Origin of the sequence: Micromonospora sp. CNB394, assembly GCF_000374985.1 — a bacterium.
GTDB lineage: Bacteria > Actinomycetota > Actinomycetes > Mycobacteriales > Micromonosporaceae > Micromonospora > Micromonospora marina.
Genome location: NZ_KB895878.1, coordinates 1 through 21,062, shown reverse-complemented (window position 1 = coordinate 21,062; position 21,062 = coordinate 1). Strand labels below are relative to the sequence as shown.

22 protein-coding genes are annotated in these 21,062 nt (G+C 71.5%); 19 read left to right on the top strand and 3 right to left on the bottom strand.

The window, feature by feature from the left end; genetic code table 11:
• Positions 1-252: transposase (locus C569_RS31425; RefSeq protein WP_018789154.1), on the top strand; the 252-nt coding region annotated here is incomplete at its 5' end.
• Between the two features lie 82 nt (positions 253-334).
• Here the strand turns inward: C569_RS31425 and C569_RS0128680 are convergent.
• Positions 335-1,888, bottom strand: coding sequence for a GGDEF domain-containing protein (locus C569_RS0128680; protein ID WP_018789153.1), 1,554 nt, complete (start codon positions 1,886-1,888; stop codon positions 335-337).
• Between the two features lie 130 nt (positions 1,889-2,018).
• Here C569_RS0128680 and prmC point away from each other — a divergent pair, with 130 nt between their 5' ends.
• The 4 genes from prmC to C569_RS0128660 all read left to right on the top strand — a co-directional run bounded on the left by prmC (position 2,019) and on the right by C569_RS0128660 (position 6,390).
• Entirely contained in the window at positions 2,019-2,909 is an 891-nt protein-coding gene (gene prmC, locus C569_RS0128675; protein ID WP_018789152.1) for a peptide chain release factor N(5)-glutamine methyltransferase, read from the top strand.
• The gene (locus C569_RS0128670) at positions 2,909-3,553 is read left to right on the top strand and encodes an L-threonylcarbamoyladenylate synthase (RefSeq protein WP_018789151.1); all 645 of its coding nucleotides are present in this window, start codon (positions 2,909-2,911) and stop codon (positions 3,551-3,553) included. The genes prmC and C569_RS0128670 overlap by 1 nt, the downstream gene beginning before the upstream one ends.
• On the top strand, positions 3,554-4,165 hold the full coding sequence (locus C569_RS0128665) for a low molecular weight phosphotyrosine protein phosphatase (RefSeq protein ID WP_018789150.1): 612 nt from the start codon (positions 3,554-3,556) through the stop codon (positions 4,163-4,165).
• 116 nt (positions 4,166-4,281) lie between these two features.
• Positions 4,282-6,390: a transglycosylase domain-containing protein gene (locus tag C569_RS0128660; RefSeq protein WP_018789149.1), complete on the top strand. Its 2,109-nt coding sequence runs from the start codon at positions 4,282-4,284 to the stop codon at positions 6,388-6,390.
• Between the two features lie 3 nt (positions 6,391-6,393).
• On the opposite strand, the gene C569_RS0128655 is transcribed toward C569_RS0128660, so the two are convergent.
• Entirely contained in the window at positions 6,394-7,020 is a 627-nt protein-coding gene (locus tag C569_RS0128655) for a TetR/AcrR family transcriptional regulator (RefSeq protein WP_026268777.1), read from the bottom strand.
• A 108-nt stretch (positions 7,021-7,128) separates the two neighbouring features.
• Between C569_RS0128655 and C569_RS0128650 the strand changes: the two genes are divergently transcribed.
• Positions 7,129-7,911: an SDR family NAD(P)-dependent oxidoreductase gene (locus C569_RS0128650; protein WP_018789147.1), complete on the top strand. Its 783-nt coding sequence runs from the start codon at positions 7,129-7,131 to the stop codon at positions 7,909-7,911.
• Here C569_RS0128650 and C569_RS0128645 read toward each other — a convergent pair.
• Positions 7,908-9,374 carry an SDR family oxidoreductase gene (locus C569_RS0128645; protein ID WP_018789146.1) on the bottom strand — a complete coding sequence of 489 codons (1,467 nt, stop codon included), beginning with the start codon at positions 9,372-9,374 and terminating at the stop codon, positions 7,908-7,910. The genes C569_RS0128650 and C569_RS0128645 overlap by 4 nt on opposite strands.
• 35 nt (positions 9,375-9,409) lie before the next feature.
• Between C569_RS0128645 and glyA the strand changes: the two genes are divergently transcribed.
• The 13 genes from glyA to C569_RS0128580 all read left to right on the top strand — a co-directional run bounded on the left by glyA (position 9,410) and on the right by C569_RS0128580 (position 20,347).
• Positions 9,410-10,696 (top strand): serine hydroxymethyltransferase, encoded by a 1,287-nt coding sequence (gene glyA / locus C569_RS0128640; RefSeq protein WP_018789145.1) that lies wholly within the window; start codon positions 9,410-9,412, stop codon positions 10,694-10,696.
• The gene (locus C569_RS0128635) at positions 10,693-11,130 is read left to right on the top strand and encodes a hypothetical protein (RefSeq protein ID WP_018789144.1); all 438 of its coding nucleotides are present in this window, start codon (positions 10,693-10,695) and stop codon (positions 11,128-11,130) included. Before glyA ends, C569_RS0128635 begins: the two co-directional genes overlap by 4 nt.
• A 159-nt stretch (positions 11,131-11,289) precedes the next feature.
• Positions 11,290-11,511: a hypothetical protein gene (locus C569_RS0128630; protein WP_018789143.1), complete on the top strand. Its 222-nt coding sequence runs from the start codon at positions 11,290-11,292 to the stop codon at positions 11,509-11,511.
• Between the two features lie 42 nt (positions 11,512-11,553).
• Complete coding sequence (gene atpB, locus C569_RS0128625; protein ID WP_018789142.1) at positions 11,554-12,333, top strand: F0F1 ATP synthase subunit A; 780 nt, start codon at positions 11,554-11,556, stop codon at positions 12,331-12,333.
• A 93-nt stretch (positions 12,334-12,426) separates the two neighbouring features.
• Complete coding sequence (gene atpE, locus C569_RS0128620; RefSeq protein ID WP_018789141.1) at positions 12,427-12,651, top strand: ATP synthase F0 subunit C; 225 nt, start codon at positions 12,427-12,429, stop codon at positions 12,649-12,651.
• Positions 12,652-12,680: 29 nt separating this feature from the next.
• On the top strand, positions 12,681-13,208 hold the full coding sequence (locus C569_RS0128615) for a F0F1 ATP synthase subunit B (RefSeq protein WP_018789140.1): 528 nt from the start codon (positions 12,681-12,683) through the stop codon (positions 13,206-13,208).
• Positions 13,208-14,029 (top strand): F0F1 ATP synthase subunit delta, encoded by an 822-nt coding sequence (locus C569_RS0128610; protein ID WP_018789139.1) that lies wholly within the window; start codon positions 13,208-13,210, stop codon positions 14,027-14,029. The genes C569_RS0128615 and C569_RS0128610 overlap by 1 nt, the downstream gene beginning before the upstream one ends.
• Positions 14,030-14,101: 72 nt before the next feature.
• Positions 14,102-15,751: a F0F1 ATP synthase subunit alpha gene (gene atpA / locus C569_RS0128605; RefSeq protein WP_018789138.1), complete on the top strand. Its 1,650-nt coding sequence runs from the start codon at positions 14,102-14,104 to the stop codon at positions 15,749-15,751.
• A 4-nt stretch (positions 15,752-15,755) separates the two neighbouring features.
• The gene (locus C569_RS0128600; protein WP_018789137.1) at positions 15,756-16,685 is read left to right on the top strand and encodes a F0F1 ATP synthase subunit gamma; all 930 of its coding nucleotides are present in this window, start codon (positions 15,756-15,758) and stop codon (positions 16,683-16,685) included.
• The gene (gene atpD / locus C569_RS0128595) at positions 16,685-18,130 is read left to right on the top strand and encodes a F0F1 ATP synthase subunit beta (RefSeq protein ID WP_026268776.1); all 1,446 of its coding nucleotides are present in this window, start codon (positions 16,685-16,687) and stop codon (positions 18,128-18,130) included. The genes C569_RS0128600 and atpD overlap by 1 nt, the downstream gene beginning before the upstream one ends.
• Positions 18,131-18,344: 214 nt before the next feature.
• On the top strand, positions 18,345-19,490 hold the full coding sequence (locus tag C569_RS0128590) for an LCP family protein (protein WP_018789135.1): 1,146 nt from the start codon (positions 18,345-18,347) through the stop codon (positions 19,488-19,490).
• A 110-nt stretch (positions 19,491-19,600) separates the two neighbouring features.
• Positions 19,601-19,879, top strand: coding sequence for a F0F1 ATP synthase subunit epsilon (locus C569_RS0128585; protein WP_018789134.1), 279 nt, complete (start codon positions 19,601-19,603; stop codon positions 19,877-19,879).
• A 12-nt stretch (positions 19,880-19,891) separates the two neighbouring features.
• Entirely contained in the window at positions 19,892-20,347 is a 456-nt protein-coding gene (locus C569_RS0128580) for a DUF2550 domain-containing protein (protein WP_018789133.1), read from the top strand.
• Positions 20,348-21,062 lie beyond the last annotated feature (715 nt).

Below are 21,062 nucleotides of genomic sequence, written 5' to 3'. Positions count from 1 at the left end.
GTCATGATCCGCGACTGGCTCACCGAGCGCACCGACGACATCGAGATGCACTTCCTGCCCGGCTACGCCCCTGAACTCAACCCCGTGGAACTGCTCAACCACGACGTCAAACACCATGTCGCACAAGCCCGCCCGGCCAGCCCTACAGATCTGGCCACCGCAGCCAGCCGGCACCTACGCCGCCGGCAGAACCAGCCAGCCACGGTGAAAGCCTTCTTCGGCAAGCCCGAAGTCCGCTACGCCGCAGAATAACCACGGCACATTTGCCCTACCCCTCAATAACAGGGGGCCCTTCCTCTACCGGAGGCGTTAACAGGGGGCCCCTCCTTACCCCTCAGCTCGCCCGCAACCGCGCCTTGGCGCGCAGCATCTCCCGGTCGGCCAGCTCGAACGCGGCGCCCAGCGCCTCCCGCACGCTCACAGTGGTGCTGCCGTCGACCTCGGCGAAGCCGATCGTCACCCCGACCGGAGTGCCCGGCACCAGGGACTCCCAGTCCTCGGTGCGGACGGCCGCCCCGATCCGGCGGGCCACCTCGACCGCCTCCGGCATGCCGGTGTCGGGCAGCACCACGACGAACTCGTCGCCGCCGTAGCGGGCCACGAAGTCGCCCCGCCGCATCACCCGGTTGATCACCCCGGCGACCCGTTGCAGCACGAGGTCGCCGGAGTGGTGGCCGTGACGGGTGTTCACCGCCTTGAACCCGTCGAGGTCGCAGACGCCGATCACCACCCGCTCACCCCGGGACACCACAGCGCCCAGGTAGCGCTCCAACCGGCGCCGGTTGGGCAGGCCGGTGAGCGGATCGGTGAGCGCCTCGCCCTCGTACCGGGCCGCCTCGCGGCGCATCTCCTCGTGGTCGATCCGGGCGGCGATGCCGTCGATGTAGACGTCCCGCAGCCGGTCGCTGCGCCGCGCCGCCAGCCGGAACGCGTGCCGGTCGGCCCGGTGCGCGCCCGCGTGGTCACCGGCGCGCGCCAACGCCACGCTGCGCAGCCGGGGCGCCTCGGCCGCGCCGAGCGTCTCGTCGGACACCCGCAGCGAGTCCAGCCGGGTGACCGCCTCGATCGGCCGACCGGCGGCCACCGCGAGGCAGACCTGACCGAGCTGGCGCAGGTCGCGGGCACGGGCGCTGTCGCCGCCGTGGCCGAGCAGCCGGTTCGGGTCGGCGTCCCCGGCGGACTCCACCCGGTCGCCGAGCGCGGCCCGCCGGGCGGCGGCGTAGCCGTACGCGGCCAGGCTGCTCGGGCGCAGGTTGCCGGCGCCCCCGCCCCGCAGGAACCGGGCCAGGTCACCGGCGACGTCGCGCAGCACCCGCAGGCAGCCGTCGCTGTCGCCGTGGTGGTCGAGCGCGACCGCGTTGCGCAGCCGGATCCCGGGGGCGGCGAACGTCTCCTCGGGGATGCCGACGCTGAGCCCGACCTCCCGGGCCCGCTCGATCGCGCCGAGCGCGTGGCCGTGGAAGCTCAGGTACGAGTACGCCATCGCCAGGTCGTGCCAGCCCCAGGCGGTGTCCCGGTCGGGGGTGTCGTCGGCACTGAGCGCGCGGGCGGCCCGGACCAGGTGCATCACGCACCTGTCCAGCGCCCCCTGGTGGTGGGCGGCGAGCGCGGCCAGCGCGTTGAGGTGCCCGTGCAGGTAGGGCTCGGTCAGGTCGCGCACGGCGGCGGAGGCGTCCTCGACGGCCCGGGTGAACTCGGCGGTCCGGCCGAGATTGATCAGCGCGGACAGGCGTTGCACGAGCGCGTCGGCGCGGGCGTACGGGTCGTCGGTGGTGCGGATGACACGGTCGAGCAGGGTGCACGCCTCCGCGGACCGGCTGGCCTCCTGGAGTGACCGGGCGCGTCGGAGAGCGTCAACCTGGTCCTCGACCTGGTCGAGCCAGCCCACTCGCGACCTCCCTGCGGTGTGCGTCCGGACGCACCCGCTCGTGAGGCGGGCCGCGACGCCTCATGATTATTGCGTGACCGCACTCCCGCAACACCCGTCCGAAGGGACAGAACGCGAACGTCCCTCGCTGGTGATCGCCCGGACGGCGCGCGCGCTCGCCGCGGCGGGCGTCGAGGCGCCGCGCGCCGAGGCCGAGCAGCTCGCCGCGTACGTCCTGGAAGTGCCGCGTGGCCGGCTGGCGCTCGCCGACGGCTTCACCCCGGCGCAGCGCGACCGTCTGGCCGCGCTCGTCGGGCGGCGGGTGACCCGCGAGCCGTTGCAGCACCTGCTCGGCTCGGCCGGTTTCCGGCATCTGGAGCTGGCCGTCGGGCCGGGTGTGTTCGTGCCCCGGCCGGAGACCGAACTGCTGGCCGGTTGGGGGATCGAGCGGGCCCGGGAGCACGCCGCGCCGCTCGTGGTCGACCTGTGCAGCGGTTCCGGCGCGATCGCCCTCGCGGTGGCGCAGGAGGTGCCCGCGGCCCGGGTGGTGGCGGTGGAGCGGTCCCCGGCCGCGCTGACCTGGCTGCGGCGCAACGCGGCCGGCCGGGCCGCCGCCGGGGACCGGCCGATCGAGGTGGTGGCCGCCGACGTGACCGATCCGGACCTGCTGGCCGACCTGGCCGGACGGGTCGACGTGCTGCTCTGCAACCCGCCGTACGTGCCGAGGTCCGTCACCGTGCCGCCGGAGGTGGCCGGGCACGACCCGGACGAGGCGGTGTTCGGCGGCGCGGACGGACTGGACGTGATCCGGCCGGTGGTCGGCCGGGCCGCCGCGTTGCTGTGTCCGGGCGGCGCGATCGGCATCGAGCACGACGACACGCACGCCGCGGCCGTTCCGGCGCTGCTGCGCGGCGACGGTCGCTACGACCGGGTGCAGGCGCACCGGGACCTCGCCGGGCGGCCCCGCTGGGCGAGCGCGTCCCGGCGGGCGGACGGCACCCACGCCGGGCCCGCCCGGGCGTGGCAGACTGACTCCTCGTGATGCTCTACGACTGTCGGTCGCCCGCCGACCGGGACCGCGGCATCGCCGCTGCCATCGAGGCGGTCAAGAACGGTGAACTCGTCGTCCTGCCGACCGACACGGTCTACGGCATCGGGGCGGACGCCTTCACCCCGTACGCGGTGAAGGCCCTGGCGGACACCAAGGGTGGCGCCCGGCAGGCGCCCCCGGTGCTCATCGGTTCCAGGCACACGCTCGACGGCCTGGTCTTCTCGCTGCCCGGCGCGGCCCGTGACCTGGTCGAGGCGTTCTGGCCCGGTGCGCTGACCATCGTGGTGGAGCACTCGCCGAGCCTGGCCTGGGATCTGGGCGACAACCGCGGCACGGTGGCGGTGCGGATGCCGCTGCACCCGGTCGCGCTGGAGGTGCTGCGGGAGACCGGGCCGATGGCCGTCGCCTCGGCCAACAAGATCGGCCAGCCCGCCGCGCTCACCGCCGAGGAGGCGCGCGACCAGCTCGGCTACGGAGTCCGGGCGTACCTGGAGGCCGGGCCGGCGGTCGACCCGGTGCCGAGCACCATCGTCGACCTGACCGGCGACGTGCCGCGGGTGCTGCGCGAGGGCGCGGTGACGCTGGCGAAGCTGCGCGAGGTCGTGCCGGACATGCTCGACGAGCGGGGGGTCTGAGTGCCGCCCTTCACCGTCCTGCACGTCTGCATGGGCAACATCTGCCGGTCGCCGATGGCCGAGCGGCTGCTGCTGCTCGCGGTCCGGGAGCGGCTGGCCCGCCTCGACGTCGACCCGGCCGGGTCGGACGCGCTCGTGCACAGCCACAGCGCCGGCACCGGCGGGTGGCACGCGGGGGAGGAGATGAACCCGCCGGCCGCCCGGCAGGTGATCTCGCGCGGCGGTGACACCGAGGGGTTCGCCGCCCGGCGGCTGCGTTCCGACCTGATCGATGCCGCCGACCTGGTGCTCACCGCCACCGCCGACCAGCAGGAGTACGTGGTGGCGTTGCGGCCCGACGCCGCCGCGCGCACGTTCGTCCTCGGTGAGTTCGGCCGCCTGCTCGGCGGGCTGGACCGGTCCGCACTGCCGGCGGCCGAGCCGACGCCGGACGCCGTGTACGCGCGCGGCGTCGCTCTCGTCGCGGCCGCCGACGCGGCCCGGCAGAACGCCTCCGCGCTGCCCACCGACGACCTGGACGACCCGTGGGGCCGGGGCGACCAGTGCTTCAGCCGGGTCGCCGACGAGATCGAGGAGACGGTGCAGCCGTTGGCTGCCGTCCTGATCCCCTGATCGTGGTTCATCCTTTCTCGCGAACTTCCTGCGCATTTCGCGGAAGGTGGCGGCGGAAGCGGCAGTTCCGGTCATTCTGAACGGGTCCGTACGGCCGGCTCCTGCGGGGAGAGCTGATGAACCGGGCCTATCTCGACAAGATGTTCACCGTTGTGCTCGCCGGCGTGCTCGCCGGACTGGCCCTGGCCGCAGCCGCGCTGCCGGCCGCGCTGGTCTTCGGGCTCGGCGTGAAGAACCTGATGCCCTACACGGTGCTGCCGGAGGCGCTCAAGACGCCGCAGCCGGCGCAGCGCTCCAACCTGTACGCGAACGACGGGCGGACGCTGATCACCTCGTTCTACGTCGAGGACCGGGTGGACGTGCCGGTCGGCGAGGTGGCGCCGGTGATGCGCGACGCCATCGTGGCCGCCGAGGACGTGCGCTTCTACGAGCACCACGGCGTCGACGTGCGCGGCGTGGCGCGGGCGTTCACGGCCAACCGCCGCGAGGGCACCCGCCAGGGCGCGTCCACGCTGACCATGCAGTACGTGCGCAACGCGCTGGCCGGTGATCCCCGGCTGACCGAGGAGCAGCGGGCCGCCGCCACCGAGATCACCGTCGGGCGCAAGATCCGCGAGATGCGGTACGCGCTGACGCTGGAACGGCAGGTCGGCAAGGACGAGATCCTCGGGCGCTACCTGAACATCGCGTACTTCGGCGCCGGGGCGTACGGCATCGCCGCCGCCAGCACGCGTTACTTCTCCACCACGCCGGACCGCCTCACGCTGGCCCAGGCGGCGCTGCTCGCCGGGCTGGTCCGGTCCCCGGCCGACGACCCGATCAACGGCGACGCCGACGCGGCCCGGCAACGGCGGGCGTACGTGCTGGACCGGATGGTGGAGACCGGACGGGCGAGCGCCGCCGACGCCGAGGCGGCGAAGGCCACGGAACTGGCCCTCAAGCCCAACACCACACCGAACGACTGCGCCGCGGTGCCCGCCGACCACAACGACTGGGGCTTCTTCTGCGACTGGTTCACCCAGTGGTGGAACGCCCAGCCGGCGTTCGGCGAGAACGTCGACGAGCGGCAGCGGACGTTGCGCCGCGGCGGTTGGAAGATCGTGTCCTCGCTCGACCCGGACGTGCAGGCCAAGGCGAGCGAGCAGGTACGGGAGATCTACCCGGAGACGATCGCGCGGGCGGCGCCGACCGCCGTGGTGCAACCGGGCACCGGCCGGGTGCTGGCCATGGCGGTGAACCGCACCTACGGCACGGCCGCCAACCCGGCCGGGCAGCAGAACTACCCGAACACGGTCAACCAGCTGGTGGCCGGCGGTGGCGGCATCACCGGCTACCAGGCGGGCTCCACGTTCAAGCTGTTCACGCTGCTGGCCGCGCTGGAGGCCGGGCTGCCGCTGGACACGGAGTTCGACGCCCCGCGCGTCTACGTGACGCAGTACCCGGTCGGCGCCGGCCCGGCGAGCTGCGGTGGCCGGTGGTGCCCGGAGAACGCCAACACCCACTGGATGGACGGCGACCGGGACATGTGGGACGCGTTCGGCCGGTCGGTGAACACGTACTTCGCGTGGTTGACCGAGCGCGTCGGCGCGGACCGGGTGGTCGAGATGGCCCAGCGGCTGGGCATCGTGTTCCGCGCCCCGGCGGACGCCCGGATGGCCCGCGAGGGTGCCGAGAGCTGGGGACCGTTCACGCTCGGCGTCTCCGCCACCACGCCGCTGGACCTGGCCGGCGCGTACGCCGCCGTGGCCGCCGAGGGCACCTGGTGCCGGCCCACGCCGGTCGTCTCGATCATCGACCCAGCCGGCCGGAAGGTGGCCGCCGGCGACACCGACTGCCGGCAGGTGCTCGACACCGAGGTTGCCCGCGCGGCGGCCGACGCCAGCCGCTGCCCGGTCGGCGACCAGTCGATGTACCGGCGTTGCGACGGCGGCACGGCCGAGGAGCTGGCCCCGGGCCTGCGCCGGCCGGTGGCGGGCAAGACCGGAAGCTCGGAGCGGAACGCCACCGAGACGGTCGTCGCGTTCACGCCGCAGCTGTCGGTGGCGACGATCGCCGCGAACCCGGACGACCCCCGGGACGCGGTCGGCGGGGGCGTGCAGAAACGGCAGATCGCCGCCGTGGGCCGCATCCTCGCGTGGTCGCTGCGCGACGAGCCGGTACGCGATTTCGTCCCGCCCGGCCAGGCCGTGGCCTTCCAGCGCACCAGCCCGCGTACCGGCAACTGAGCGTCAGCTCGGCGACCTGCCGTACCGCGCGACCACGGTTCGGACGGCCTCGTCGACGACCGCTGTCGTGCGGTCCGGGGTGACCGTCCAGTCCGGGAGGACCAGGCGCGGCCAGAGCAGGTAGTTGGAGATCATTCCGAGGAACTGCGTGGCGGCCAGCTCCGGGTCGGCGATGTCTGCGGCTCCCGCCTCGTGCTCGGCCACGAGGTAGGCCCGGACGGACTCGAAGTACGGCAGTTTGCCCTGCGCGAAGTGCGCTCGGGCGAGTTCGGGAAAGCGTGGCAGTTCGGCGATCACGATGCGGAACAGGTCGGTCATCTCCGGCCGGCTCACCAGCGTGGCGTAGTCCCGCCCGAGAACCGTCAGGCCGGCCGTCAGGTCACCGGTTGGCGGCACGTCGGCGACGTCGTTGCGGGCCCACGAGTCGACGACGATGGCGTCGAACAGGGCCGCCTTTGTGGGGAACTGCTTGAACAGCGTCGCCTTCGACACACCGGCGTCGGCGGCGACCCGCGCCAGTGAGGCCCGGTCGTAGCCCAACTCCAGGAAGAGCTCGGTGGCGGCCTGCACGATCAGCGCGCGCTTCTCCTCCGCCACGCGCTGGTGATAGGCCGACGGCGCTGGGGTCATGCGGCAATCATAGCGAGGTGAGTGGGTTGACTCACCACTTGCGGCGGCGTAGCTTCGGAATGGTGAGTCGATCGACTCACCATTCCGTCTCGCTTACCGGAGGACCCGATGTCCAGCTTCAGCCAGCAGACCGTTCTCGTCACCGGCGGCGCCGGTGGGCAGGGGGCCAGCCACATCCGCGCCCTGCACGCCGAAGGCGCCAACGTCGTCATCGGTGGCATCAATGCCGAGCGGGGCGCCGCCCTCGCCGCCGAGCTCGGACACCGGGCTCTCTCCGTCCGCCTGGACGTCTCCCGGGAGGAGTCGTGGGCCGCCGCCCTCGCGGCGACCGAGACGGCATTCGGTGCGCTCACGACCCTGGTCAACAACGCCGGGGTGCAGAACCCGCCGGCCCTCATCGAGTCCACCGACCGGGCCACGTGGGCGCGCATCCTCGACGTCAACCTCACCGGCACGTTCCTGGGTATCAAGGCAGCCGCTCCGGCGCTGCGGCGCGCGGGGGGAGGAACGATAGTCAACATCGGCTCCACCATGGGCATGGGCGGTACCGCCTTCTACGCGCCCTACGTCGCCGGCAAGTGGGCGGTTCGAGGGCTCACCCGCACCGCCGCCCTCGAACTGGGCCGCGACAACATCCGCGTCAACGCGATCCACCCCGGCGTGGTCGACACTGCGTTCATCACCGAGCCGGCGGCCGGCAGTGACGCCCCGATCGCCGACTTCTACTCGCCCGAGCCGTTCGCCGTCCCGCGACTCGGGCAGCCCGCCGACATCACCGCGCTGCTGATGTTCCTTGTGTCGCCGGAGGCGGCCTTCATCACCGGCGCCGAGTACGTCATCGACGGGGGACTGCTCCTCGGCCCGGCACTGCAGAGCGACTCGCCGTCCTAACCGGCCGGGTGTTCGGCGCCCTTGGCGATGTTGCGGGCCATGCCGCCGAAGACGACCGCGTGGAACGGGGCGACCGAGGCCCAGTAGAGGTGGCCGGGCAGCCCCCGCGGGAGGAACACGGCACGCTGCACGTACCTGCTGCCGCCGTTACCGTCGGGCTCGGCGCGCATCTCCAGCCAGGCCCGCCCGGGCAGCCGCATCTCGGCGCGCAGCCGCAGCAGCTCGCCCGGGACGATCTCCTCGACCCGCCAGAAGTCCAGCGCCTCACCGACCTGGAGGCGGTGCGGGTCACGCCGCCCCCGGCGCAGCCCGACGCCGCCGACCAGCCGGTCCATCCAGCCGCGCACCGACCAGGCCAGCGGGAGCGAGTACCAGCCGTGCTCGCCGCCGACGCCCTCGATGACCCGCCACAGCGCCGACGGCGGCGCGTCCACCGTCCGCTCCCGCAGATCGGTGTACGCGGTGCCGCCGGACCAGTGCGGGTCCGACGGCAGCGGCTCGGCGGGCGCGTCCGGCCCGCTCGCGTTCGACCAGCGCGTCTCCACCTGCGCGTCGCGCACCTTGTTCAGTGCCAGCGCGACCGCCTGGTCGAAGCCGATCAGACCGTCCGGGGGGTCCGGCACGTACGCGGCGATGTCGTGCTCGTGTGCCACCGCCTCGTGCACCAGGCTCTCCACCAGCGGCCGGGCGATCGCGTTCGGCACCGGCGTGATCAGGCCGACCCAGTGCGAGGAGAGCGACGGGGTGAGCGGACGTACCGGCAGGATGACCCGGCGGCGCAGCCCGGCGACCCGGGCGTAGCGCTGCATCATCTGCGCGAAGGTCAGTACGTCCGGACCGCCGATGTCGAAGGCCCGGTTGACGCCGGCCGGCAGGTGCGCGCAGCCGGCCAGGTAGCGCAGCACGTCCCGGACCGCGATCGGCTGGATCCGGTTGCGCACCCAGCGGGGGGTGACCATCGCGGGCAGCCGCTCGGTCAGGTAGCGCAGCATCTCGAACGAGGCCGAACCCGACCCGATGATCACGGCGGCGCGCAGCACCGCCGTCGGCACGCCGCTGTCCAGCAGGATCCGTGCCACCTCCGCCCGGGAGCGCAGGTGCGCCGAGGGCAGGCCGTCGCGTTCCGGCGGCTCCGGCCCGCCGAGATACACGATCCGGCGTACGCCCGCGGCGCGCGCCGCCTCGGCGAAGTTCGCCGCCGCCTCCCGGTCGGCCGCCTCGAAGCCGCGCTGGCCGAGCGAGTGGACCAGGTAGTACGCGACCTCCACGCCCTCGAACGCGGCCGGCAGCGTCTCCGGGCGGCGCAGGTCACCCTCGACGATCTCCGCGTCGGCCGCCCACGGCACGTCCCGCAGCCGCCCGGCGGTGCGGGCCAGGCAGCGTACGGTGTGCCCCTCGGTCAGCAGCCGGGGCGCGAGGCGCCCGCCGATGTAGCCGGTCGCACCGGTGACGAGGCATCTCACGGCATCCAGTGTGCGGCTCCGTAGACTCCTTCGCTGTGGAGAACGCGAGGGACACCTTCTGGGGGCCGGACTTCCAGCAGCTCAGTACCGCCGACCCGGAGATCGCCGAGGTGGTGCTGGGCGAGCTGGACCGGCTGCGCGGCGGCCTGCAACTGATCGCCAGCGAGAACCTCACCTCACCGGCGGTGCTGGCCGCGCTCGGCTCCACGCTCACCAACAAGTACGCCGAGGGCTACCCGGGGCGGCGCTACTACGGCGGCTGCACCGAGGTGGACCGGGCCGAGATGCTGGCCGTCTCCCGGGCGAAGGATCTGTTCGGCGCCGAGCATGCGAACGTCCAGCCGCACTCCGGGGCGAGCGCCAACCTGGCCGCGTACGCGGCCCTGGTGCAGCCGGGCGACACGGTGCTGGCCATGGACCTGCCGCACGGCGGGCACCTGACCCACGGCAGCCGGGTGAACTTCTCCGGCAAGTGGTTCCACCCGGTCGGCTACACGGTCCGGCCGGACACCGAGACGATCGACTACGACGAGGTGCGCGACCTGGCCCGGGCGCACCGGCCCAAGCTGGTCATCTGTGGCGCGACCGCGTACTCCAGGCTCATCGACTTCGCCCGGTTCCGGGAGATCGCCGACGAGGTCGGCGCGTACCTGATGGTGGACGCCGCCCACTTCGTCGGCCTGGTGGCCGGCGGTGCGATCCCGTCCCCGGTGCCGTACGCCGACGTGGTCACCGCGACCACCCACAAGGTGCTGCGCGGTCCGCGCGGCGGCATGATCCTCTGCCGGGAGCCGCTGGCGGCCCGGATCGACAAGGCGGTCTTCCCGTTCACCCAGGGCGGCCCGCTGATGCACGCCGTCGCGGCCAAGGCGGTCGCGCTGCGCGAGGCCGCGCAGCCGGAGTTCCGCACGTACGCCGCCCAGGTGGTCGCCAACGCCCGCGCGCTCGCCGACGGCCTGGCCGCCGACGGCCTGCGGCCGGTCTCCGGCGGCACCGACACCCATCTGGCGCTGCTGGACCTGCGGGAGGCGGGCGTGACCGGCGCCGAGGCCGAGGCCCGCTGCGAGGCCGCCGGCATCACCCTGAACAAGAACGCCATCCCGTACGACCCGCAGCCGCCACTGGTCGCCTCCGGCATCCGGGTGGGCACGCCGAGCGTGACCACCCAGGGCATGCGTGAGGGGGAGATGGGCCGGATCGCGGGGCTGATCGCGCGCGCGGTACGCACCGATCCGGGCGCCCCCGGTGGCGTCGACACGCTGGCCGCAGTTGCCCGTGAGGTCGCCGAGCTGGCCGCCGCCTTCCCGGCGTACCCCCGATGACCGCGCCACGGGCGGGCGAGCCCGGGGCGATCCGGGCCCGGCTGACCCACCTGCGGCTGCCGCTGCTGGCGTGCGCGGCGCTCGCGGTGGTGGGGGTGCCGGTGGCGGCGCTGCTGCGCGGGCCGACCGGTGCGGCCGGGTTCGCGGCCGGCGTGGCGCTGGTGATCGTCAGCTACCTGATCTCCAGCCTCTCGGTGGCCTGGGCGGACGCCGTCCACCCCCGGATGATCATGTCGGTCGGGCTGGTCACCTACGCCACCAAGATCGTGATTCTGGGCGTGGTGATGGCCGCCGTGGCGGCCACCGGCTGGCCCGGTCTGCCGGCCATGGGCGTGGCCATCATCGCGGCCGTCGTGGTGTGGACCGGCGCCCACCTGACCTGGGCGATGAGGTCTCCGCTGCCCACCTTCACGCGTCGCGACGACATCGAGTGACGTCGCCGAATCGTGTCCGGTCTGGCGGGTGCCCTGACGGGCGCGACAGGAGTAACGTGGCGCGAGGTTGACGCGCCCGCAGCACGGCCCGCACGCTGTCCGCAGTGTGGGGGGTGCCGCACATCCCCGCGCGCCCCTGCTGATATTGTTCGCCACGTCATGGCCGATGACCCCCACTCCCACAAGTCCGACGAGCACTCGTCGGACGGCGTGGCGGGCGCCGTCGTGGGTTACCTTCTCGCCGGCATTCTGGTGTGGGGTGGCCTCGGCTGGTTGGCGGAGCGGTTCCTCGGTCTGCCGGCCGGCATCGGGGTCGCCGTCGGCATGATGCTCGGCGCGGCCGGGGCGATCTACCTGATCATGAAGAGGCTCAGTGCCTGAGTTCCGGCACGCGCGGGTCTGTTGAGTGCGGAGGATGACACGGTGAGCGGACAGCTGGTCGTCGCCCAGGAGCTTCCCTGGCCCCCCAGCGTCGGGGATTTCTACCCGCCGAACGTGGCCGGCCCCTGGGTCACCAAGTTCAGCATCATGATCTGGATCGCCGTCGCGCTGCTGATCATCTTCTTCGTGGCCGCGTACCGGAGGCCGAAGCTGGTGCCGGGCAAGGGCCAGTGGGCGGCCGAGGCGGTCTACGGGCTGGTCCGGGACAACATCGCCCGGGAGCAGATGGGCAACGCGGGCATCCGCTTCGCGCCCTACCTCACTGTGCTGTTCAGCTTCATCCTGCTGACCAACATCTTCAGCATCGTGCCCGGCCTGCAGATCTCGCCGAACTCGCACATCGCGTTCCCGATCGTGCTCGCCGCCATCTCGTACGTCATGTACAACTACGTCGGCGTCCGCAAGCACGGCCTCGGCAAGTACCTCAAGCAGAGCCTCATCCTGCCCGGCGTGCCGTGGCCGATGCACTTCCTGCTGATTCCGATCGAGTTCCTGCAGAACTTCGTCGTCCGGCCGGTCACCCTGGCACTGCGGCTCTTCGCCAACATGTTCGCCGGCCACCTGCTCCTGCTGGTCTTCACCGTCGGCGGCTTCGTGATGCTCGGGTCGAGCAGCATCTTCGTCCAGGTCACCTCGGTCTTCTCCTTCGCGATGGCGATCGTGATGGCCTTCTTCGAGGCACTGGTGGCGGTGCTGCAGGCATACGTCTTCGTCACGCTGAGCGCCAACTACATCGGCACGTCGCTGGCCGACGAGCACTGAGATCCGGCTCGGCGGGCAACCGGCCCGGCCAAGCATCTGGTACCGACCGCGTACACGTGAGCCCTCACGTGTGAACTAGGAGGAATACCCGCAATGAACGTTCTTGCCGAGATCGGTGGCAACGTCAACACCATCGGCTACGGCCTCGCCGCCATCGGCCCCGGTATCGGTGTGGCTCTGGTCTTCGCGGCCTACATCCAGTCGAGCGCCCGCCAGCCCGAGTCGGCCGGCTACAACCGCACCTGGCTGGTGCTGGGCTTCGCCCTGGTCGAGGCGCTGGCGCTGTTCGGCCTGGTGCTCGCCTTCGCCGTTAGCTGACGCGAGCTCTCCCGATCCGGAGGTCTGACATGTATCTCGCCGCCGAAGGCGCGCACAATCCGATCCTGCCCATCTGGCAGGAGATGGTCGTCGGAACGATCTCCTTCGCCCTGCTCGTCTTCGTCCTGCTGAAGTTCGTCATGCCCCGCATGGAGGCGATGTACCAGGCGCGGGTCGACGCGATCGAGGGTGGCATCAAGCGCGCCGAGGCGGCCCAGGCCGAGGCGAACCAGCTGCTCGAGCAGTACCGGGCCCAGCTCGCGGAGGCGCGTACCGACGCCGCCAAGATCCGCGACGACGCGCGGGCCGACGCCGACGGCATCCGTCAGGACATCCTCGCCAAGGCGCGCGAGGAGTCCGACCGGATCATCGCCGCCGGCAAGGAGCAGCTCGCCGCCGAGCGGGCCACCATCGTGCGCGAGCTGCGCACCGAGGTGGGCACCATCGCGGTGGACCTGGCCAGCAAGATCGTCGGTGAGTCGCTCGCCGACGAGGCGCGTCGCAAGGGCACCGTCGACCGGTTCCTGAGCGATCTCGAGAGCACGGGGGCCCGCTGATGCAGGCCGCCAGCCGGGAGTCGTACCGGGCCGGGGCCGAGCGCCTCGACGCGTACGTCCGCGGCGCGGAGCCGTCGGCGGTGGCCTCCACCGCCGACGACATCCTCTCCGTCGCCGCCCTGCTGCGGCGCGAGCCGCGGCTGCGCCGGGCGCTCTCCGACCCGGCCCGGGCCGGTGCCGATCGTGCCGGCCTGCTCGGCGACATGCTGGGCGGGCGGATCGGCGCGGAAGCGCTCGACCTGCTCACGTCGATGGTGTCCGGCCGTTGGTCGGTTCCGTCCGAGCTGCTCGACGGCGTCGAGCGCCTCGGCGTGGAGGCGCTGCTCGCCAGCGCCGACCTGGCCGGTGACCTGGGCGAGGTCGAGGACGAGCTGTTCCGCTTCGGGCAGGTCGTCTCCGGCTCCGCCGAGCTGTCCAACACGCTCTCCGACCCGATGGCCCCGGTGCAGCGGCGGGCCGAACTGGCCCAGCATCTGCTCGCCGGCAAGGCCCAGCCGGTCACCGTCCGCCTCGTCGAGACCGCGCTCGCCGGTTTCGGGGGACGCTCCTTCACCGGTGCGCTCACCCGGCTGGTCGAGCTGGCCGCCGACCGGCGGGACCGTCAGGTCGCGTACGTGACCGTGGCGGCCCCGCTGACCGAGGAGGAGGAGCGACGCCTCGGTGTCCGCCTCTCCCAGATGTACGGTCGGGAGGTGTCCGTCAAGCAGACGGTCGACCCCGACGTGCTCGGCGGAGTGCGCGTACGAGTCGGATCCGACCTGTACGACGGGACCGTCCTGCGCCGCCTCAACGAGACCCGCAACGCGCTCGCCAAGCGCTGAGCCCTGATTCGTCGCCATCGGACCGGTCGGTACCAGGTATCCCGGGCCCTGAGATACTTAAGGAAGCAGAGGATGGCCGAGCTGACCATCTCGACGGAGGAGATCCGCGGCGCCCTGGAGCGCTACGTCTCCTCCTACACGGCCGACGTCTCCCGCGAGGAGGTCGGCACCGTCGCCGACGCCGGTGACGGCATCGCCCACGTCGAGGGTCTCCCCTCGACCATGACCAACGAGCTCCTGGAGTTCGAGGACGGCACGCTCGGCGTGGCGCTGAACCTCGACGTCCGGGAGATCGGTGTCGTCGTCCTCGGTGACTTCGGCGGGATCGAAGAGGGGCAGCGCGTCAAGCGCACCGGCCGGGTGCTCTCGGTGCCGGTCGGCGACGCGTTCCTCGGCCGCGTGGTCAACGCGCTCGGCGAGCCGATCGACGGCCTGGGAGACATCGCCAACGAGGGCTTCCGCGAGCTGGAGCTCCAGGCTCCGAACGTGATGTCCCGCAAGTCGGTCGACGAGCCGCTGCAGACCGGCATCAAGGCCGTCGACGCGATGACCCCGATCGGCCGCGGCCAGCGCCAGCTGATCATCGGTGACCGCAAGACCGGCAAGACCACCGTCGCTCTGGACACGATCCTCAACCAGCGCGAGAACTGGCGCTCCGGCGACCCGAAGAAGCAGGTCCGCTGCATCTACGTCGCCATCGGCCAGAAGGCCTCCACCATCGCCTCGATCAAGGGGACGCTGGAGGAGGCGGGCGCGATGGAGTACACCACCATCGTCGCCTCCCCGGCCTCCGACCCGGCCGGCTTCAAGTACCTGGCGCCCTACACCGGCTCGTCCATCGGGCAGCACTGGATGTACGGCGGCAAGCACGTCCTGATCGTCTTCGACGACCTGAGCAAGCAGGCCGAGGCGTACCGCGCCGTGTCGCTGCTGCTGCGCCGCCCGCCGGGCCGTGAGGCCTACCCGGGTGACGTCTTCTACCTGCACTCGCGTCTGCTGGAGCGCTGCGCGAAGCTCTCCGACGAGCTGGGTGGCGGCTCGATGACCGGTCTGCCGATCATCGAGACCAAGGCGAACGACATCTCGGCGTTCATCCCGACCAACGTCATCTCCATCACCGACGGCCAGATCTTCCTCGAGACCGACCTGTTCAACCAGGGCGTGCGGCCGGCCATCAACGTCGGCACCTCGGTCTCCCGGGTCGGTGGCGCCGCCCAGGTGAAGCCGATGAAGAAGGTCGCCGGCTCGCTGCGGCTCAACCTGGCCCAGTACCGCGAGCTGGAGGCGTTCGCCGCCTTCGCCTCCGACCTGGACCGGGCCTCCCGGGCCCAGCTGGACCGCGGTTCCCGCCTGGTCGAGCTGCTCAAGCAGCCGAACTACTCGCCGTACCCGGTGCAGGAGCAGGTCGTCTCCGTCTGGGCCGGCACCGAGGGCAAGCTGGACGACGTCCCGGTCGGCGAGGTCCGCCGTTTCGAGTCGGAGTTCCTCCAGTACCTCCGGCACAAGCACGAGGGCATCCTCGCCGCGATCGCGGACAACAAGTGGGGCGACGACATCATCGCCTCGCTCGACTCGGCGATCGGCGAGTTCAAGCACCTCTTCCTGGGCAAGGAGGACGAGGTCCGGATCAACGAGGCGCCGGCCAAGCCGCTGGAGGGTGAGCAGTCCCGCGAGACGGTGACCCGCCTGCGCGACGGCGCCGACCGCCCGGACGAGAGCTGATCCGATGGCCGCCCAGGTACGCGTTCTCCGGCAGCGGATCCGTTCCGCCAAGGGGATGAAGAAGATCACCAAGGCGATGGAGCTCGTCGCGACGAGCCGCATCGCCAAGGCCCAGGCCAAGGTGGCGGCCTCGCTGCCGTACGCCGAGGCGATCACCGGCGTGCTGACGGCGCTGGCCTCGAACGCGCGGATCGACCACCCGCTGCTCACCCCGCGCGAGCGGGTGCGGCGGGCGGGCGTCCTGCTGGTCACGGCCGACCGAGGGCTGGCCGGTGGGTACAGCTCGAACGCGATCCGGACCGCCGAGTCGCTGATCGCCCGGCTGCGCGCCGACGGCAAGGAGCCGGTGCTCTACGTCATCGGCCGCAAGGGCGTGGCGTACTACCGGTTCCGCAGCCGGCAGATCGCCGGTAGCTGGACGGGCTTCTCGGAGCAGCCGACGTTCGCCGACGCCCGCGAGGTCGGTGACACGCTGATCAAGGCGTTCACCGCCGGCGCGGACGACACCGACGGTGACGCCGGTGCCGACGGGATCCTCGGCGTGGACGAGCTGCACATCGTCTACACCGAGTTCAAGTCCCTGATGACGCAGAACCCGGTGACCCGGATCATCGGCCCGATGCAGGTCGAGGACCGGCCGCGGACCGAGGGCGCACTTCCGGCGTACGAGTTCGAGCCGGAGCCGGAGTCGCTGCTCGACGCCCTGCTGCCGAAGTACATCAACACGCGGATCTTCGCGGCGTTGCTGGAGTCGGCGGCGAGCGAGTCGGCCGCCCGCCGGCGGGCGATGAAGAGCGCCACCGACAACGCCGAAGAGATGATCGAGAAGTACACGCGCGAGATGAACTCGGCCCGTCAGGCCGGGATCACCCAGGAGATCAGTGAGATCGTCGGCGGCGCGAACGCGCTGGCCGCGTCGGGAAGTGAAGTGTGATGACTGTTACCGCAGTTGAGACCAAGACGGCCACGGGTCGCGTGGTCCGGGTCATCGGCCCGGTCGTCGACGCCGAGTTCCCGCGCGACGCCATGCCGGAGCTGTTCAACGCCCTGCACGTCGACGTGACTCTCTCCGGCGGTGAGAAGACGCTGACCCTGGAGGTCGCCCAGCACCTGGGTGACAACCTGGTCCGCGCCATCTCGATGCAGCCGACCGACGGCCTGGTGCGCGGCACCGAGGTGCGCGACACCGGTGCGCCGATCAGCGTGCCGGTGGGCGACGCGGTCAAGGGCCACGTGTTCAACGCGATCGGCGAGTGCCTCAACCTCACCGAGGGCGAGACCATCGACGCCGACGACCGGTGGGGCATCCACCGCAAGGCCCCGGCCTTCGCGGACCTGGAGCCGAAGACCGAGATGCTGGAGACCGGCATCAAGGTCATCGACCTGCTCGCCCCGTACGTCAAGGGCGGCAAGATCGGCCTGTTCGGCGGTGCCGGCGTGGGCAAGACGGTGCTCATCCAGGAGATGATCACCCGGGTGGCCCGGAACTTCGGTGGTACCTCGGTCTTCGCCGGCGTGGGTGAGCGCACCCGCGAGGGCAACGACCTCATCGCCGAGATGACCGAGTCGGGCGTCATCGACAAGACCGCGCTGGTCTACGGCCAGATGGACGAGCCGCCGGGCACCCGCCTGCGGGTCGCGCTGTCCGCGCTGACCATGGCGGAGTACTTCCGCGACGTGAAGAAGCAGGAGGTGCTGCTCTTCATCGACAACATCTTCCGCTTCACCCAGGCCGGTTCCGAGGTGTCCACGCTGCTCGGCCGCATGCCGAGCGCCGTGGGTTACCAGCCGACCCTGGCCGACGAGATGGGCGAGCTGCAGGAGCGGATCACCTCCGTCCGTGGCCAGGCCATCACCTCGATGCAGGCGATCTACGTGCCCGCCGACGACTACACCGACCCGGCGCCGGCCACCACGTTCGCCCACCTCGACGCGACCACCAACCTGGAGCGGTCGATCTCCGACAAGGGCATCTACCCGGCCGTGGACCCGCTGGCGTCCTCGTCCCGGATCCTCGCCCCGGAGTTCGTCGGCGAGGAGCACTTCGCCGTCGCCACCGAGGTGAAGCGGATCCTGCAGCGCTACAAGGACCTGCAGGACATCATCGCCATCCTCGGCATCGAGGAGCTCTCCGAGGAGGACAAGCTCACCGTCGGCCGTGCCCGCCGGATCGAGCGGTTCCTCTCGCAGAACACGTACGCGGCCGAGCAGTTCACCGGCGTCCCCGGCTCGACGGTCCCGATCGACGAGACCATCGACGCCTTCCGCCGGATCAGCGAGGGGGAGTTCGACCACTTCCCGGAGCAGGCGTTCTTCATGTGCGGCGGCTTGGAGGACCTCAAGGCCAAGGCCAAGGAGCTGATGGGCGAGGAGGGCTGAGAGCCCGCTCACACACACGGGGGGCCGTCCCGGCGAAAGCCGGGGCGGCCTTCGCCTGTCCGGGGCACTGCACTATCAGATGCCCTGTTCGCCGGCAAGCGGGTCGCCGGATCCCGCGGTACCGTTCGTGACACGACTTCACATCCCGGCCGTTGATCTCTGCAACCAGACGGACCCCGCGCCCGTATCCCTACCGTGGGCGCGACGATTGGAGATGCTCGTGGGCGGTAAGGGCGGCGCGGATCGCGGAAAGCGGTCCATCTGGCGCGGCGTGCCCCGGTGGGCCCGGGTCTGCACGATCCTGGGCATCGTCATGGTGGTGCTCAGCGGTTCCGTGCTGGTCGGCTCCCGCGTCCTGGTCGCCCGTTACGAGGGGTCGATCGGCAAGGCGGACCTCTTCGGTGACCAGGCCGCCGGCGCCAACGAGAAGAAGAGCGACATCAAGGGCCCGCTCAACATCCTGCTGGTCGGCGTGGACCCGCGTACGTCGACGGCCCGGCCACTGGCCGACTCGATCATGGTGCTGCACGTGCCCGCCAGCATGGACCGGGGCTATCTCTTCTCGCTCCCGCGCGACCTGCGGGTAGACATCCCGGCCTTCCCCAAGGCCGACTACCCGGGTGCCAACGACCGGCTCAACGCGGCCATGGCGCACGGCAGCAACGTCCCGGGGCAGAACCCCAGCACCGCACAGGGCTTCGAGCTGCTCGCCATGACCGTGCAGGAGGTCACCGGCATCGAGCGCTTCGACGCCGGCGCGATCATCAACTTCAGCGGCTTCAAGAAGATCGTCGACGCCATGGGCGGCGTCGACATGTACATCGAGCGCGAGGTGCGGTCCGAACACCTCCAGCCGGACGGCACGCCCCGCCAGCTCAGGCCCGGTGGCGGCGGTTATCTCGGGCCCCAGGCGGTGTACGAGAAGGGCAACGCCCACCTCGAGGGCTGGCAGGCACTCGACTACGTCCGGCAGCGCTACCCGAAGAACGGCGTGCCGGACGGCGACTACGGCCGGCAGCGGCACCAGCAGCAGTTCGTCAAGGCGATGGCGAGCCAGGCGTTCAGCGCCGACGTGGTGACCAACCCGGTCAAGCTGGATCGGGTCCTGCGCGCGGCCGGCAAGTCGCTGGTCTTCAACGGGCGCGGCAACAGCGTGGTGGACTTCGGGCTGGCGCTGAAGGACATCCGTCCCGACGCGATCGAGACGATCAAGCTACCGGGTGGGGGGATCGGCACCGGCAGCAACTACCGGGGCGAGCAACTGCTCGAACCGGCCGAGGACTTCTTCACCGCGCTGCATGCCGAACAGCTCGACGCCTTCCTGCTGGAGCACCCCGACTTCATCCAGCAGGCCAAGTAGCCTGAGCGGGTGCGGGGCCGTGGTGGCCCGGCTCTCACCACCCGCGTTGGGTGGGCCGCGGGGGCGCGACTAGACTTTCGGCAACCCCGCCGCCGCAGCAAGGAGACAGCGTGGCACAGCAGCTTCACGTCGAGCTCGTAGCCGTCGAGGAGAAGGTCTGGACCGGCGAGGCCGAGATGGTCGTCGCGCGGACGACCGAGGGTGAGCTCGGTGTGCTGCCGGGGCACGCACCGCTGCTCGGCCAGCTCGCGGAGCCCAGCCAGGTACGCATCAAGCAGGCCGGTGGCCAGCAGGTCGCATTCGACGTACCCGGCGGCTTCCTGTCGGTGACCGCCGAGGGTGTCACGGTGCTCGCCGAGAGCGCAACCCCCGCCACCCCGGCCCGCTGAGCCGACCCGCCGATGGAGATCGTCGAAGGGTTCGGAATCGGCGTCGCGGTAGTCGTCGTCGCCATTCTGATCCTCTTCATCCGGCGGGCCCTGTTCACGCGTAGCGGTGGCATCATCCGGCTGAGCGTCCGGGTCAACACGATCCTCGACGGTCGCGGCTGGTCACCCGGGTTCGGTCGCTTCGTCGGCGACGAGCTCCGCTGGTATCGCATGTTCAGCTTCGCGTTGCGTCCCAAGCGGATCCTCTCGCGTAAGGGGCTGGCGGTCGAGCGTCGCCGGCTGCCCGAGGGCCAGGAGCGCATGTCCATGCCGGCCGAGTGGGTCATCCTTCGCTGTACCAGCCACCACGCGCCGATCGAGATCGCCATGGCGCGATCCACGGTCACCGGATTCCTGTCCTGGCTCGAGGCCGCCCCTCCGGGGGCGGTCTCGCCGCGTCTGGCGCCCCAGGACTGGCCCGCCGCCTGAGTCGCGCCCCCGCACTCCCGCCCCACTCGTTGGTCGCGAGAGCCCCTGCTCGTGCCGATCTTGGAGTTGTGGCGCCCACGATGCCGGGTTCGCGGCGTCCGCGAGGCACCACAACTCCAAGATCGCGGACTTCCCGAGGTCCTCGTCAGCCCCGACCGGGAACCGTCAATGATCCCGCCGGTGACGCGCGATCTTGCAATCGGGTGCCCCGCAAACCACGCGAATGGGTTGTCCAAGGGGCACGAACTGCAAGATCGCGGGGTGTGGGTGATGTGGATTTTGGAAGCCGTCGATCATGAACTTGGCGGTGTTGGTGTCCGTATTTGTCGCCGTCAACCTCATGATCGGGGGTGGTGGGCGGCACCCCGGGGGGTGGAATCGCTGGCGGGTGGGTGGCGTTGTAACCGGGTGAACGACCGAGCACCCGCGGCGCCCCCCAAGCGGGCGGCATCCGGGAGGCCCCGGGAATCATCCCGGTCGGCTGGTCGTTGAACACGGTTCCGACGACGTGAACCGCGCCGCCCCTACCGTGGCGCGAGCCGGCCCGGGAATGATGCCGGGTGGTGGGTCGTTGGACATGCTTCCGGCGCCGCGATGTGGCACCCCCTGCCCCGCGTGCGGCCGGATCCCCTCGAAGACTTTCTTGAGCGCCTGACGGTGCTCGCACCCGCACCGGCCCCCACCGGTACGGGCGTCGACCCCCGAATGGAGCATT

Bases quoted from the DNA above. Each gene is read 5' to 3' on its own strand.
- C569_RS0128650 (WP_018789147.1), top strand. From the start codon at position 7,129: ATGTCCAGCTTCAGCCAGCAGACCGTTCTCGTCACCGGCGGCGCCGGT.
- C569_RS0128635 (WP_018789144.1), top strand. From the start codon at position 10,693: ATGACCGCGCCACGGGCGGGCGAGCCCGGGGCGATCCGGGCCCGGCTG.
- C569_RS0128590 (WP_018789135.1), top strand. From the start codon at position 18,345: ATGCTCGTGGGCGGTAAGGGCGGCGCGGATCGCGGAAAGCGGTCCATC.
- C569_RS0128630 (WP_018789143.1), top strand. From the start codon at position 11,290: ATGGCCGATGACCCCCACTCCCACAAGTCCGACGAGCACTCGTCGGAC.
- C569_RS0128610 (WP_018789139.1), top strand. From the start codon at position 13,208: ATGCAGGCCGCCAGCCGGGAGTCGTACCGGGCCGGGGCCGAGCGCCTC.
- C569_RS0128600 (WP_018789137.1), top strand. From the start codon at position 15,756: ATGGCCGCCCAGGTACGCGTTCTCCGGCAGCGGATCCGTTCCGCCAAG.
- atpD (WP_026268776.1), top strand. From the start codon at position 16,685: ATGACTGTTACCGCAGTTGAGACCAAGACGGCCACGGGTCGCGTGGTC.
- atpE (WP_018789141.1), top strand. From the start codon at position 12,427: ATGAACGTTCTTGCCGAGATCGGTGGCAACGTCAACACCATCGGCTAC.
- C569_RS0128655 (WP_026268777.1), bottom strand. From the start codon at position 7,020: ATGACCCCAGCGCCGTCGGCCTATCACCAGCGCGTGGCGGAGGAGAAG.
- C569_RS0128615 (WP_018789140.1), top strand. From the start codon at position 12,681: ATGTATCTCGCCGCCGAAGGCGCGCACAATCCGATCCTGCCCATCTGG.
- C569_RS0128660 (WP_018789149.1), top strand. From the start codon at position 4,282: ATGAACCGGGCCTATCTCGACAAGATGTTCACCGTTGTGCTCGCCGGC.
- atpA (WP_018789138.1), top strand. From the start codon at position 14,102: ATGGCCGAGCTGACCATCTCGACGGAGGAGATCCGCGGCGCCCTGGAG.
- C569_RS0128670 (WP_018789151.1), top strand. From the start codon at position 2,909: ATGCTCTACGACTGTCGGTCGCCCGCCGACCGGGACCGCGGCATCGCC.
- C569_RS0128580 (WP_018789133.1), top strand. From the start codon at position 19,892: ATGGAGATCGTCGAAGGGTTCGGAATCGGCGTCGCGGTAGTCGTCGTC.